This window comes from Petrotoga sp. SL27 (assembly GCF_002924605.1).
In the GTDB taxonomy this organism is placed as follows: Bacteria; Thermotogota; Thermotogae; order Petrotogales; family Petrotogaceae; genus Petrotoga; species Petrotoga sibirica.
In genome coordinates this window covers 1-13835 of sequence record NZ_JAIP01000017.1, presented here as the reverse complement: position 1 = coordinate 13835, position 13835 = coordinate 1, and the positions used below count along the sequence as shown (strand labels likewise).

Here is a 13835-nt window from a genome sequence, read left to right as displayed (position 1 = left end):
TGGGAAAACATATGTCGTTCCACCATCTCTCAAATAACCGTTTTCAACTGTTGGGACAACCGTTGAGAGCATAGGAACAAACTTACTCAAACTTTCACCATCGTATGCTACCAAGTTGTCATAGACGTTGAAAATAACTTCACCACTAGCAGTGTCGTAAGCATGATGAGGATCCAAAGTGTCGGGCTCACTTAGTGTTGCATCGAAGATCATATCAGGGTTTTTAACCTGTGAAAAAGCGAAAACACCCAACAAAGTAACCATAAGAACAATAAAAAATTTTTTCCATATCTCTTCCTCGTATAATATGTGTTTACCGTTTTTAGAAATTTCAAAGCACACATTTTAACTAACTTTTAATACCTTCAATATATAAAACTTTTCTCATCTGTAGTTTGACTTCATCTACTATGAAATGAATTTCGTTAGAACGCCATAATATACATAACTAATAAATGGGCGACCCACAACGCTAAGGCCATTGATATTTGTATTTTGATAATCCGATATTTATCTTTCATTTCTAAAAGAGCAGCCGGAACGATATTAAAATTAGCTGCCATAGGAGTCATCAAGATGCCACAGTAACCTGCAGACATAGCCAGAACAGCTATCGTTGCAGGATCTGCACCATGAATTTGGATTACAATTGGTATGCCTATTCCAGCTGTGATGACCGCAAACGCAGCAAAAGCATTCCCCATAATTTTTGTAAATAGAGCCATTCCAAATGCGTAGGCAAAAAGTGCCCAAAACAGGTTCTGAACGGGGAATATAATTTCAATCCCACTAGCGATTATTTCCCCAACTCCTGCCTGATTGAACAAGGCTCCCAATGCTCCTAAATAGGGCGGAAGGGCCAAAGCCCAACCAATAGCATCGCTGGTTGATCGACCAGAGTCTAATACCAGAGTCTAATATATGATCAAATGTTTCTCTTGGAATGTACAATCTATTTAATATTAATGCAATGACGCTCCCAAATCCTAAACCAATTAAAGGATTCCATCCAACAACAGCGAACAAAATGGCTACACCTGAAATAATTAAAATAGGAATTAATAATTTGTTTCCAAGTTCTTTTCTTCTTTTTTCTTTAAACTCTTTTGAGGTGTTGAAATAGGTACCTTTTCCTATCTTACCAATACCTGCATCAATTGCAATTATGACAACTAAAATACCAAAAACGACAGGGGGTAACCATTTTCCAAAAATAAATAAAATAGCCAATATTACCCAAAAAATGATAGTTCCAATTTTTTGTTGATGTTTTTCATCTTTCCAAGTTAGGCATGCATAATATAGTAACATTAATCCGATTAAAATATAGAAAATTTCTAATGTATTTTTGGAAGAGAAAAATTCTTTCATTATTTACTCACCCCTTTGAATCGTCTATCTAAGATCATATAGTAAATAAATCCATAGATAGCGGCAACTATAGCCATGGGAATGGCAGCTCTGACTAAACTAGTTAAACTCAGCTCAAAACCCATTTCAGCCATAACTCCTTGAATCAACAGAAGCCCAGCTGAGGCGGGGAAAACGTTTTGTGCGAAGAAATTTCCTATATTTTCTGATGCGGCAGTCATAGCTTTGATTTGTTCTTCATCATCCTCACTAATTTCAGCATTTCCCAAAGACCCTCTTGCCATAGGATAAATTAAAGGTCTTACGAATGCAGCGTGTCCTCCTATTCTTATGCCTATTGCTACAAAGACCTCTCTTATAAGTTGGTAGATATAAGCTATTCTTCCAGGAGTAGCTGCTCTTAATTTAGATATCAAATGTCCCATTTGTTCCATAAGACCATGTCTTTCCGTGATTCCGATAGCTGGTAACATAATTAAAAATAGAATCATGGTTCTATTAGCAATGAATAATGAACCTATTACCTCAAGAATTTGCACTACGCTTAATCCACCTAAAAGTCCTGAAATAAAACCACCTAAAAGAACAGATATAAGCGGATTGATGTTAAATTTACTTCCCAATGCTAAACCTAAAACAACGATTAAAAACCTAAAATAGGCAACCAATCCATCTCTAGACCATCTTTTTAAAATATAAAAGTTATAATTTTAGAGTTTTTTGAATTGCTATCTTTACAGCTTTTACCTGTAAGTCTAACGGCAGGCAAGGTATATTTTGACCATTTGTGAGAAATTTTTCAACTACTTGTTCTGGTAGATAAGGAACGTGAATAAAACCTGTCTTGGCAGGAAATCCGAATTTTGCCGAATGATACAAACTTAAATACATAACTTCGTTGCATACATACAATCCAGCAGTATTAGAAACAACAGAAGGGATGCCCTCTTTTCTTAATTCGTTGACTATTTCTTTTATTGGTAGTTTAGAAAGGTAAGCTGTTTCCCCATCTTTTCTTAATTGTTCGTCTTTTGGTTGAAAATTTTCATTATCTGGGATTCTAGCATCCATCAGGTTTATAGCTACTCTTTCTAAACTTATACTGCTTCGACCAGCTGCTAATCCTAAATGTATTGCGATATCAGGTTTGTGTTCTGCCAATAAGTTTGCTAAGATCTCATCAGCTTTTTTGAACACAACTGGTAGAACATTTGTGATTATTGAAATTCCTTCTAACTCTTCGTTTGCCAGAGAGTCGATAATTTTTTCTGTTGGATTTATTTTATTGCTCCCAAAAGGTTCAAAACCAGTAACTAAAACTTTCATGAAATTTAGCCTCCTTTTTAATTTTTGGTGTTTAGAAAGTCTGAAATATGCATTTTAATTAACTTTTAATATCTTTAATATATAGCACTTTTTTGATAGTAGTAATAATTTCTTACTTAATAAAGTCTAGAAAAAATTTTCAAGGTTTTTATTTTATGAATTAAATTTCATAGAAAAATATCTTTTATATCATAAAAAAGAAATCATTTAGTGCTCTTTTAAATCTCACAACATTCAACTAACAAAAAGCAAATCAAATTTGGACTCCTTGTCAAATATGGTTGATAGAATAGACTGAAGAGATGATGACAAGGGTAATACAGCTTTTTTTGTTGAGTAGTTTCAGCTCAGAAAGGATAACTGTTTACAATATGTTGTTCCTTCTGTGATGAAATTTGGTAGTTTTATGAATCTTTCTGGCATCACTCCTAATAGAACTTTTTTGGTATATCTCAAAACTTCCTTGAATCCAAAACTTATTCTTTTTATTAATTTTATGTGTGTATGATGTCCTTCTACTTTAGCCGTCGTTGTTCTATTAACGAAATATTGAAGTATTTCTTTTTCCCACCTTATATATGTTTTGGCCCATCTCCATACCTGAGGACCTTCACTTTCTTCCATCATCCCTATCAATATGTGTAACCTTCTTTTTCCTTCTTCATATGTTTCTGCTTTATACATCCATTTCAACATTAGTAGGTATCTATAATACTCTTTTAGATATGGATGTTCCTTCAATGTTTTGTATAATTTCTTCACCTTTTTCTTCTCTTTTAATAATTTCTTTCCATTCAAAAAGAATAATCTTACAGGTATCTTTTTATTGTTATTCGTTACCTCTTCCTCTATCTTTATACTTTCTCTTAGCTTTTTCTGTGCGTCTTTTACTACATGAAAATGGTCCGCTACTACTTTCAACTCCAGGTAATTCTTCTTTGACTGCATTCTTAAACGAGACTCTCATATCGAGAGCTGCTTCTGTTATCTTTTGCCATCTATAACTTATCTTCTCATTTCTGAAGCTTTTCCCTGTTTTTTTACACATGTATCTTTGTGGTCTGTGTATCAGATATATTCGTTGTGTCCCAACTTTGCCAGCCTTGATGATCCTTTCTTTTGCTTTACCGTTACGTACTACGTATTCTCGCTTGTCTTTACATCCTTTACATTTATACGGGCATTCTGGTATCTCTATCTTTTTCGAATATTCCACTTCAAAATAAATCTCTCCCTCTTTTTTCAAATCTTTTCTGTCTTTTAACTTAAAACCTTTGTCAATACCCAGTATTTGTGCTAAAATTAGTTTAAATTTCACTACTAAATTATATGGTATTAACTTTGTCGAAGATTCCACTTTTAATGATACTAAACAATTTGTTTTAGGAGGAATAAATAATAATCTTAGTGATATGGGATATCACTTTCAAATATTAACACCTGATAAGCCTTCTCCATTTAGTGTTATTAATACTACTTCAAATGGTCATTGGATTATGTTAACATATCAACAAGGAAAATTACCATTTGTAATAAAATTTTATGGAGTTGGAGGATATATAATTAATTTAGGTAACAAGAGACCTTTATTTACATTGGATTCTTTTGATTTATTAAAAATTGATTATATGAATAGAAATACAAAAAGGTTTGAACCAAAGGATTTACCAAAGATTATAAAGAAATATTAAAAATTGTGGGTGAGGTGATAATATGTGTGATAATAAGAATAAAAAATTAGAAATTGCTATGAAGGATTTCAAAAAGACAATTAAGGCATATGTCAATGTCGGAACTGCTGAGAGAAAGAAATATCGAGGAATTAATGACAGATCAATACAATTGAATAAGGATATTACTCAAATACTTGAAAAAAATAAAAGAAATCGAAGAACATGATTGTTGAAAAAGTAAACCGGTGACTTCGTCTAACAGCAAGGTTTACGGCTTCACTATCGTTGCTCCCAAATTCATTCGGTAAGGGCAGTCGCCCTAGCAGTTGCCCTAAGACTCACGAACTTCTTAAATCTCTGGTACGTTAGACGACATATGCATTTGGGGTGATTTTAAAAATGATTTATCGATTGAAAGTTAAATTGGAGGGTAATACATATATTAAAAAACCATACAAAATGAAAGTAGGTAATTATTTAGTATCAGTGGAAAATGACAAAAAAATTATGTTACGTTTCTAACAATTGGTAAAAACATTAAAGATTATAAAGAGTATTTACCCAAGATAACTGTAAAAGAGGATTCGACTCCCCAAATTCATATACCAGTGGTTCCATATCATGATGATATTATAGATTTGATTAAGCAAATTGAATCTTTAGGAAGTTTTTGGTTCCACATAAAAAAGATATATTGAGGGGAACCTGAAATAATTTGGGTTCCAGAAAATAAAGAAGAAGCTAAATTGATTCATAATAGCGGTGCAAATAATATAAAATTTACTCAGCAATATGATATTGCTCCTTTAGAGATGCGACCAGATATTTTAAAAGAGATAATTGAAAAAAGAGATATATGAACATTTAATTATTCCCTTATCGTTTTACCAAGAAGGAAGAAATGAATTTGAACTTAAAAGATATATAAATGCTTATTATAATTTTTACTTTTACTTAGAAGATTTATATGGTAATGGTAAAACTAAAAACTACCAGATAAGAAGAGAATTTTTAAAATCTAATCAGCTTAAAGAAGCGGTTAGCAAAACTATAGAAGAATTTAAAAATGGCCCTAGCAAAAAACATTATAAAAACTTAAAATCGTTTTTAAAATTAGAAAGTTGTTCATATGATATTGAAGGGGTTATTTCTTTAATTGTTAAAGTTAGAGGAAATTTACATCATTTTTCTCAAAAAAGCAGTAAAAAATTAGGTCACCCATTTAATCAAAAAGATTTTGAGACTATGGCTTTTTTATTAATGTCTATATGTGTAAAAACTTATACCCGTTTAACAACTGGTGAAAAGCCTTGTTATGTTAGGTGCATACGTCGTCTAACACAGAGTTTACGGTTCCACTCCTACCGTCGTTCCACCCAAATTGATTCGCCAAGCCAAGTCTGGCTAAGGCTCATCAACTTCGTAAACCCATAAACGTTATACAACAGCCTGTTTATATATTTAAGGAGTTGATTATTTTGAGAGAAGATTTACTTTTTTCTAAATACGATCTCAGAAAAGTTATGGATAACCAAGTTTCTTCAATGAAAAAGGAGATAGAATCTTATGATGGGAATAGATTATTAAATACTAGTGAAACTGATTTAATTGACTATTTTGTTAAGAAATATTCTATACAACCAATAAATTTGTTAAAAGAAAATATGTATGTTGACCAAGAAGAGGTTGAAGTAGATGTAAGTCATGATAGATCAAGGATTTTATTAGATGAAAGAAAACCATACTATGTTAAAGGTACTAAAATAACTTTGTTTGTTCCCTTTGAAGGGGAGGAAGATTTATTTGATTGTCTACCATCAAGTTTTACAACGAATCCACCAAGAGGTTATATTCAAAGTAATATTTTACGTATTTCTATATCTACAACTAATCATGATAGTAAATCTGTTCAAAAAAACTTAAATAAGGAATTAAATAATATAGAAAAATATATTAATTGGATAGATAAAGATATTAAACCTTGGAATGAATCATTAACCAAAAAGGCAAAGGGGATGATTGATAGTAGAAGAGATAAACTACTTAAGGATAGGGAATTAATTGATGAATTAGATTTTCCTATAAAAAGAAGAGAAGATGAAGAGTCAACGTATGTAGCTCCTGAAGTACGTAGAAAAGTGACTCCAAAACCGCCTGAAGCTACCAACGAACCTTATCAACCAGAACTAGTTTTAGATATGAAAGAATATGAACATATCATTGAAGTAATATGTAAAACTGCAAAAATGCTTGAAAGAAGTCCAAACACATTTAAAGATATGAAAGAAGAACAATTACGAGACCAATTTTTAGTTCCTCTTAATAGCCATTATGAGGGTCAAGAAACAGGTGAAACTTTTAATTTGAGTGGTAAAACTGATATTTTAATTAGGGTGAATGATAAAAGTATTTTTATTGCTGAATGTAAAATCTGGCGTGGACAAAAAGCCTTATCTGAGGCAGTAGATCAACTATTAAGTTATACTACCTGGAGAGATACTAAAACTGCATTAATAATTTTTAACAGAAATAAAAATCTATCAAACGTATTAGACCAAATTACACCAGTTATTTTAGAACATTCTAGCTGTAAAAAAAGTGTAAAATACGATAAGGAAACTGGATTTCGTTTTATCTTAGGGCATCCAAATGACCCAAATAGAGAAATGATATTAACAGTTTTAGTTTTTGATGTACCCAATTAATGGTTAATAAACGGCTGTCGTATAACGCAGTGTTCCCGCTTCGGCTAAAGACCAGCCTGTCTTCGGACATGCTCTCTGTCATGACTTTTGCAAATACAGCAAAAGTCACCCCAGGCCTAACGGCACGAGCACGTCGGAAACACTCAAAATGTTAGATGACATTGGTTAATTGAACAGGAGTGGTTTATATGGCCTTAGTAAAAATACACGAGATGGATGATACAGACAAATTCTTTGTTGGAACATGTACACATGTCAATGATACACCAAAATGTCTTTCAAGACACGAGATAGACTTTGCAGCTAAAAAGAGAATTTGTTGGCTTCAAGGTTTATATAGTAAAGGTGTTAGAACAAAAGTTGCTTATATTAATAATGAACCAGTAGGATTTATGCATCTTATACCTATTGAAATATGTCCTTGGGGTCCTATTGGTAAAGACTTATTGGTAATTCCTTGTTTAGTAGTATTAAGTAAAGCAAGAAAAAGAGGAATAGGAAAAAAACTTATTGCGTATGCAGAAGAAGAAACACTTCGTCAAGGTTTAAAAGGTTTAGTTACAATAGGTTATTATCATAGTCACTGGTTTATGCCGGCAGCTTTTTTTGAAAAATGCGGATTCAAGGTAGTAAAGCGTAAAAATGACGAAGCAATTTTATGGAAAGTATATGATCGAAGAGTAACGGAACCAAAATTATTAACACCAAATTATAATTTTAGAGAAAATAAAGTTAAGATAACGATTGATCTTTTTTGGAATACATTTTGTCCCACAAGTTATATAGAGGCTCAAAGAGTTAGGGAAGTAGCAGAGGAATTTGGTGATAAAATTTTACTTAATGAATATTGTGCTGATGAAAGACATATTCTTCTCCGTTATCAAATTGACAGGGGAATTTTCATAAATGGTAAAGAAATATGGTATGGTCATGAAGCTCCTAAAGAGGGTATAAGGAACGCTATATATGAAGCTCTTAAAAACTAACCGACGTCGTCTAACATAGTATTCTCGTGAAGCCAAAAACTGGCTACTCTGCGGGACATGGCTTTTTGCCATTACTTTTACAAATACAGCAAAAGTCACCCCAGGCCTAACGGCACGAGCACGTCAGGAACACTCGGAACGTTATCTGAAATACCCCAAAGTAGGAGGGAATTTTAAAAACATGATTAAAACCGTTGGAGCATCGGCAGTTATAAAATACAAGAATAAATACATATTTGAAATACAGAAACGTCATAAATGGTACCATTGTTCTGGAAGTAATATAGTGATAGGTATAGGTTGTATCGGTGGTTCAATTGAAAATGAAGAGTCTCCTATTGAAACATTAAGAAGGGAAGTCAAAGAAGAAATAAAAACAAAAATAAATATTATTGAGTGGAATTCTCCTTTTACAATCAATTCCAACTTAGAAGTTAATACTATTGAATCAAAACTAGAGGAAAATTTATTTTTTGATTGGTATGGAACCAGAGAACCTTATAAGAAAAACAGAATCTGCGTTTTTTTAGGTGAAGTTATCGGTGATCCTTTCCCAGGTGATCTGCCAGGTTTATTAGTAGCGGATATAGAATTACTGATTGAATGTATCAAAAATCAATCAACTATTAAACACTGTATAAATAAAGGTATGGAGATAATAAATAAAGAAGAAATTCCTTTAGAAGCAAAAATTAAAGGGGTAGGAACAGTTAAAAAATTAGAAGAACTATATGAAAACCATAAATCAAGAATAAAACATCTATTATAAAAAAGTTGTGGTACTTCAGATAACATAGGATTTCCGTTACGCCAAAGACCGGCTACCGTCTGGAACATTACCTTTGTCATCTCTTTTGCAATGATAGGTAAGGGGTTATGACAACAAAAGACCTGCCAACCCTAACGGTACGGTAACGTCGGAAATCCTGAGAATGTTATATGACATTCCGCCCTTTCGCCATATCAAAAAATATAAAAATAATGTATAATTGTAAATTATAGAGGTTGAAAAGATGTTAACAATTGAAAATATGCTAAAATCAAAGAGAAGGCCAAAAGAGTAAGAAACTAATCGCTGAACTTATTCAACGCTTTGAAGCTGGAACCACTGCTGAAAAAGGCAACTGTATGGAAGCGATAGAATATATCACCAAAGAAAATCCTGAATTTGCTGAAAATTGCGTTGAGTTTGTTATTGCTCATATCATTGATAAAGCACCAAGAGTGAAATGGGAAGCTTGCAGAATAATAGGCAATGTTGCCCAAAAATTACCAGATAAAGTTAAAGAAGCCATCCCAAAACTTTTAGAGAATGCAAAGAATAAAGGAACAGTGACAAGAGGGAGTACCGCTTTTGCTCTGACTGAGATTGCCAAAAGCAATCAAGATGTGCAAAGAGAACTTATTCCAGCATTTAAGGAAATACGGCTCCTTGTCAAATATGGTTGTAGGTATCTATAATACTCTTTTAGATATGGATGTTCCTTCCATGTTTTGTATAATTTCTTCACCTTTTTCTTCTCTTTTAATAATTTCTTTCCATTCAAAAAGAATAATCTTACAGGTATCTTTTTATTGTTATTCGTTACCTCTTCCTCTATCTTTATACTTTCTCTTAGCTTTTTCTGTGCGTCTTTTACTACATGAAAATGGTCCGCTACTACTTTCACTCCAGGTAATTCTTCTTTGACTGCATTCTTAAACGAGACTCTCATATCGAGAGCTGCTTCTGTTATCTTTTGCTTTATTTCATACGGTATTTTATTTAAAAATCCTTTCAACTCTTCTTTTTTGTCTGATTTTAATATTGCTATCGTCTTTGATGTGTTTAATTCTACTATCGTCGTCACCATCTTAAACCCTCTAAATGGTGGTCTGTGTATCAGATATATTCTTTGTGTCCCAACTTTGCCAGCCTTGATGATCCTTTCTTTTGCTTTACCGTTACGTACTATGTATTCTCGCTTGTCTTTACATCCTTTACATTTATACGGGCATTCTGGTATCTCTATCTTTTTCGAATATCCCACTTCAAAATAAATCTCTCCCTCTTTTTTCAAATCTTTTCTGTCTTTTAACTTAAAGCCTTTATCAATACCCAGTATTTGTGCTATAATTTTGTTGCTTATGATATCGCTCCTCTCTCTCTCTCTTTTTATTTTTTTGTTTTTTGTTCTATGAGGAGTGATATCTTTTTTTTACCCCTTTTGTCAAGTACCTCATCAACCATTTTTATTATACAGCCATCAATTTCAATGACATAAATACTATCTAACCATTACCCTATTTCGATGACAATTAATTATGATCTAACACGCCATTTCAGACTGATTATAAAACAAAAAAGTCCTCTGATTTGTACAATCAGAGGACACAATTTTTGAGATAGCCAAAAAGTATAATAAAAACTAGAATTTGCTGTGGAAGGTTTTTGAAATCTAGCATTCATAAGGAGAATTTAACTTTTCAAAGAAAGAAAATATTTTATAAAAGTAAAGTCAACTTAATAAAGTCGGTATAACGTATATATCTAAATCAATACCTAAAAGTACTTTTACCTATAAATTCTCTTATTATTGAAGTTTTGGGTATTTCGTCGAGTTCCGTGATTGGAAGAAAATAATCCAAAAATCTGAGTAACCTTTTAGCTTCTGTATATTCAGGATGAGAGTTATCAATAGTTAGCAATAGAGGCTCGGCAAATAACTTCAAAACCGAGAGCTCGTAAACTAGGTGAGAATTAAACATAATGTCCGCTTCATCTTGAAAAGGAAATATATTTTTATGTTCGCCTTTTACTACTGAATGCCAAATTTTTAATGTATCTTCAGCAGAATAACCTCTAAAGTAATAATCTCTCACTAACCTTCTTATAAGTCTAGTATCCGTTGTAGGAATTCTATCCATACTGTCTAAATTCATTTGAGTTAAAGAGCTCACATAGATTTTAAACTTTTGTTCTTTTGGAATAGAATTGGTTAGCAGTTCGTTCAAGCCATGAATACCTTCTATAATAATGGGTTGATTTTCTTTTATTTTTAAAGTTTCATCTTGCCAAAATCTTGTACCAGTTTTGAAGTCAAATTTTGGGAGTATAACTTCTTTTCCCTTTATCAGATCAATCATTGTTTTGTTGAACAATTCTAAATCCAAGGCATTTATACTTTCAAAGTTGTAATTACCGTTTTCATCTCTTGGCGTCTTCTCTCGCTCTAGGAAAAAGTCATCTAAAGATATTGGAACTGGCCTTAACCCATGAACTTTAAGATGTAAGGCGATTCTCCTAGCACTTGTTGTTTTTCCAGAAGAAGATGGCCCAGCTATCGTTATCAATCTTATATTTTTTCTATTTACTATTTCATCAGCTATCTGGGCATATTTTTGTTCATGTAAAGCTTCTGCTACACGAATGATCTCTCTTACCCTTTCGGCACCTTGAGAAATTATAGAGTTTAATTCTCCAACTGTTTTTATTTCCATAATATCTAACCAATTTTTGTATTCTTCAAAGGTTGCAAATAACTTAGGAGAATAACTATAATCTGGAACATCACATGGGAAACGGTTTGTGGGATGAATTATGACGAAACCCTTTTCAACCTTTTTCAATTTGAATTTATTAACATATCCTGTTGAATACGGAAGGTATCCATAAAAGTAGTTAAAATGTTTGCCAGCGTAATATACATTAACGGTACTTTTCTTTCGGTATTTGAAAAGTAAAGCCTTATCTTCTTCTCCTATCTCCTTAAACATCTTTATGGCATCGAATTTGTCTATAGTTTTCTTTTCAAAAACAATGTCTTTTTCAACGATCTCCCTCATCTTGTTTTCTATTAACAATAAATAATCTTCCGAAGGTTCTCCAGATTTAAATTCGCAATACATAGCATCGTTGAGGGTATTATTCACATAAAACCTGTCTTCTGGATTGATTTCTTTCAATGCAATATACAAAACAAAGAAAAGTCCTCGCCTATAAATACGCACTCCATCTAGCGTTGTAATATCACAAAACTGTATGCTTCCACTTTTAGATACTTTGCTGAACAATTCCTTAATGTCGTTGTTAAATTTCACGTATAAAACCTGTTTCCCGGAGGTCTTTTCGAATTTTTTTGCTATATCAATAAATTTTGTGTTTTCATCAGCATGGTATACTTGTCCAGATTCAACATCTCTCAGTTGAAACTCCATTTCGATTTTCTCCTTTCAGAAAGTGAAACCCGGGCTACACCCGGGTTTTGGAGCGGATAATGGGATTCGAACCCACGACCCCTTGCTTGGCAAGCAAGTGCTCTACCACTGAGCTATATCCGCATTAATTTTCTGGAGCAGGTGATGGGGCTCGAACCCATGACCTCCGCCTTACCAAGGCGGCGCTCTACCGACTGAAGCTACACCTGCATTTTCAAGATAAATTATACTATATTTAATTCCTTTCGTCAAGTAATGTAAAAAATTAAAATATGGTAAAATAAATGTGTAGCAGAAAAAATCTAATAAAGGGGGAGAAAAATGGGTAAAAAAGCTGACCCAGAACCTTTCAAGATCAAGATGGTGGAACCCATCAAAAAAATTTCTAGAAAAGAAAGAGAAGAAGCCTTAAAAAGGACGGGCTATAATTTATTTGCATTGAAATCAGAAGAAGTCTACATTGATTTGTTGACCGACAGCGGTACTGGAGCAATGAGCGATAATCAATGGTCAGGATTGATGTTGGGAGATGAATCTTACGCGGGAAGTAAGAGTTTCTACCATTTATGGGAAACAAGTAAAGAAATCTTTGATTACAACTATTTTGTACCCACTCATCAAGGAAGAGGAGCAGAACAGGTTTTATTCCCCCTTTTAATTAAAAAACCTGGTCAATATGTTTTGAGTAACATGCATTTTGATACAACTAGGGCACACGTCGAATTAGCTAAAGGCCAGCCTGTTGATATAGTTATAGAAGAGGCTCTTGATACAGATACCTATCATCCCTTTAAAGGAAATTTTGACTTAGAAAAATTGGAATCATTTATCTTAGATAAAGGGAGCAATAATATCGCTTTTATAATAATAACTATTACCTGTAACAGTTCAGGTGGGCAACCTGTTTCTATGCAAAACATAAGGCAAGTTAGTGAAATAGCCAATAAATATGGGATTCGTGTATTTCTGGATGCGGCTCGTTACGCTGAAAATGCTTATTTTATAAAGCAAAGAGAAAAAGAATATTTTGAAAAATCCATAGAAGAAATAGTGAAAGAGATGTTTAGTTATGCCGATGGATTCACCATGAGTGCAAAAAAAGACGCCATAGTAAATATAGGTGGATTAATTGGGATTAAAGAAGATGAAGCTCTGTTTAATCAAGTAAAAGCAGCTCTTGTTCCTTTAGAAGGATTCCCTACATATGGTGGTTTAGCTGGGCGAGATATGGAAGTCATGGCAAGAGGTTTAAAAGAAGGAATTCAATTTGATTATTTGGATTATAGAATAAAACAAGTAAAATACTTGGGAGATAGGTTAAGAGAGGGTGGAGTACCAATTCAATATCCAGCTGGAGGACACGCTGTTTTTGTGGATGCTAAAAAGATGCTTCCTCATATACCTTATTACCAATTTCCAGCTCAAGCATTGGCGAACGCACTTTATTTAGAATCTGGAGTTCGTGGTGTAGAAGTTGGATCATTAATGATGGGGCGTGATCCTCAGACTGGTGAACAACTTGAATCTCCTTTTGAATTCTTGAGATTAGCCATCCCAAGAAGAGTCTATACTTACAC

At 33.0% G+C, this 13835-nt stretch carries 16 protein-coding genes, 2 tRNA genes and 1 pseudogene; 8 read left to right on the top strand and 11 right to left on the bottom strand.

Features of this window, described 5'->3' with window-relative positions; genetic code table 11:
* The 7 genes and pseudogenes from AD60_RS07200 to AD60_RS10470 form a co-directional block, all read right to left on the bottom strand.
* Positions 1-264 (bottom strand): annotated as a pseudogene (locus AD60_RS07200) (ABC transporter substrate-binding protein); the annotation flags it as partial.
* Positions 265-425: 161 nt separating this feature from the next.
* Positions 426-863, bottom strand: a complete 438-nt coding sequence (locus tag AD60_RS10610) for a 5-oxoproline transporter, DUF979 family subunit (protein ID WP_255396823.1) — start codon at positions 861-863, stop codon at positions 426-428.
* On the bottom strand, positions 790-1371 hold the full coding sequence (locus AD60_RS10605) for a 5-oxoproline transporter, DUF979 family subunit (protein WP_103877536.1): 582 nt from the start codon (positions 1369-1371) through the stop codon (positions 790-792). Before AD60_RS10605 ends, AD60_RS10610 begins: the two co-directional genes overlap by 74 nt.
* The gene (locus AD60_RS07185) at positions 1371-2039 is read right to left on the bottom strand and encodes a 5-oxoproline transporter, DUF969 family subunit (RefSeq protein ID WP_158248405.1); all 669 of its coding nucleotides are present in this window, start codon (positions 2037-2039) and stop codon (positions 1371-1373) included. The genes AD60_RS10605 and AD60_RS07185 overlap by 1 nt, the downstream gene beginning before the upstream one ends.
* A 34-nt stretch (positions 2040-2073) precedes the next feature.
* Entirely contained in the window at positions 2074-2697 is a 624-nt protein-coding gene (locus tag AD60_RS07180; RefSeq protein ID WP_103877534.1) for a pyroglutamyl-peptidase I, read from the bottom strand.
* A 342-nt stretch (positions 2698-3039) separates the two neighbouring features.
* The gene (locus AD60_RS10475; protein ID WP_233186853.1) at positions 3040-3618 is read right to left on the bottom strand and encodes a transposase; all 579 of its coding nucleotides are present in this window, start codon (positions 3616-3618) and stop codon (positions 3040-3042) included.
* Positions 3527-3913, bottom strand: a complete 387-nt coding sequence (locus AD60_RS10470) for a hypothetical protein (protein ID WP_233186852.1) — start codon at positions 3911-3913, stop codon at positions 3527-3529. The genes AD60_RS10475 and AD60_RS10470 overlap by 92 nt, the downstream gene beginning before the upstream one ends.
* Before the next feature lie 58 nt (positions 3914-3971).
* Between AD60_RS10470 and AD60_RS10405 the strand changes: the two genes are divergently transcribed.
* The 7 genes from AD60_RS10405 to AD60_RS10105 all read left to right on the top strand — a co-directional run bounded on the left by AD60_RS10405 (position 3972) and on the right by AD60_RS10105 (position 9522).
* Positions 3972-4388 (top strand): hypothetical protein, encoded by a 417-nt coding sequence (locus tag AD60_RS10405; protein ID WP_199177870.1) that lies wholly within the window; start codon positions 3972-3974, stop codon positions 4386-4388.
* Positions 4389-4410: 22 nt separating this feature from the next.
* On the top strand, positions 4411-4596 hold the full coding sequence (locus AD60_RS07165; protein ID WP_103877532.1) for a hypothetical protein: 186 nt from the start codon (positions 4411-4413) through the stop codon (positions 4594-4596).
* 614 nt (positions 4597-5210) lie between these two features.
* Positions 5211-5804 (top strand): hypothetical protein, encoded by a 594-nt coding sequence (locus AD60_RS07160; RefSeq protein ID WP_103877531.1) that lies wholly within the window; start codon positions 5211-5213, stop codon positions 5802-5804.
* A gap of 44 nt (positions 5805-5848) precedes the next feature.
* Complete coding sequence (locus AD60_RS07155; protein WP_103877530.1) at positions 5849-7075, top strand: hypothetical protein; 1227 nt, start codon at positions 5849-5851, stop codon at positions 7073-7075.
* A gap of 188 nt (positions 7076-7263) precedes the next feature.
* Positions 7264-8061, top strand: a complete 798-nt coding sequence (locus AD60_RS07150; RefSeq protein ID WP_103877529.1) for a GNAT family N-acetyltransferase — start codon at positions 7264-7266, stop codon at positions 8059-8061.
* Between the two features lie 181 nt (positions 8062-8242).
* Positions 8243-8830: an NUDIX domain-containing protein gene (locus AD60_RS07145; RefSeq protein WP_103877528.1), complete on the top strand. Its 588-nt coding sequence runs from the start codon at positions 8243-8245 to the stop codon at positions 8828-8830.
* 359 nt (positions 8831-9189) lie between these two features.
* On the top strand, positions 9190-9522 hold the full coding sequence (locus tag AD60_RS10105; RefSeq protein WP_134080061.1) for a HEAT repeat domain-containing protein: 333 nt from the start codon (positions 9190-9192) through the stop codon (positions 9520-9522).
* On the opposite strand, the gene AD60_RS07135 is transcribed toward AD60_RS10105, so the two are convergent.
* From AD60_RS07135 to AD60_RS07120, 4 genes are all read right to left on the bottom strand, one after another.
* Positions 9444-10091, bottom strand: a complete 648-nt coding sequence (locus AD60_RS07135) for a transposase (protein WP_233186851.1) — start codon at positions 10089-10091, stop codon at positions 9444-9446. The two genes, AD60_RS10105 and AD60_RS07135, sit on opposite strands and share 79 nt — an antisense overlap.
* 505 nt (positions 10092-10596) lie before the next feature.
* Positions 10597-12258, bottom strand: coding sequence for a nucleoside kinase (locus AD60_RS07130; protein ID WP_103877114.1), 1662 nt, complete (start codon positions 12256-12258; stop codon positions 10597-10599).
* A gap of 48 nt (positions 12259-12306) precedes the next feature.
* A tRNA-Gly gene (locus AD60_RS07125) sits at positions 12307-12381 on the bottom strand.
* 10 nt (positions 12382-12391) lie between these two features.
* Positions 12392-12468: transfer RNA gene (locus tag AD60_RS07120), tRNA-Thr, on the bottom strand.
* Between the two features lie 111 nt (positions 12469-12579).
* On the opposite strand from AD60_RS07120, the gene AD60_RS07115 reads away from it, so the two are divergent.
* The coding region (locus AD60_RS07115) for a tryptophanase (protein WP_103927534.1) at positions 12580-13835 on the top strand (1256 nt) is incomplete at its 3' end.

Coding starts and splice junctions, on each gene's coding strand:
- AD60_RS10605 (WP_103877536.1), bottom strand. CDS start 1,371: ATGAAAGAATTTTTCTCTTCCAAAAATACATTAGAAATTTTCTATATT.
- AD60_RS07180 (WP_103877534.1), bottom strand. CDS start 2,697: ATGAAAGTTTTAGTTACTGGTTTTGAACCTTTTGGGAGCAATAAAATA.
- AD60_RS07165 (WP_103877532.1), top strand. CDS start 4,411: ATGTGTGATAATAAGAATAAAAAATTAGAAATTGCTATGAAGGATTTC.
- AD60_RS07150 (WP_103877529.1), top strand. CDS start 7,264: ATGGCCTTAGTAAAAATACACGAGATGGATGATACAGACAAATTCTTT.
- AD60_RS07145 (WP_103877528.1), top strand. CDS start 8,243: ATGATTAAAACCGTTGGAGCATCGGCAGTTATAAAATACAAGAATAAA.
- AD60_RS10105 (WP_134080061.1), top strand. CDS start 9,190: ATGGAAGCGATAGAATATATCACCAAAGAAAATCCTGAATTTGCTGAA.
- AD60_RS07130 (WP_103877114.1), bottom strand. CDS start 12,258: ATGGAGTTTCAACTGAGAGATGTTGAATCTGGACAAGTATACCATGCT.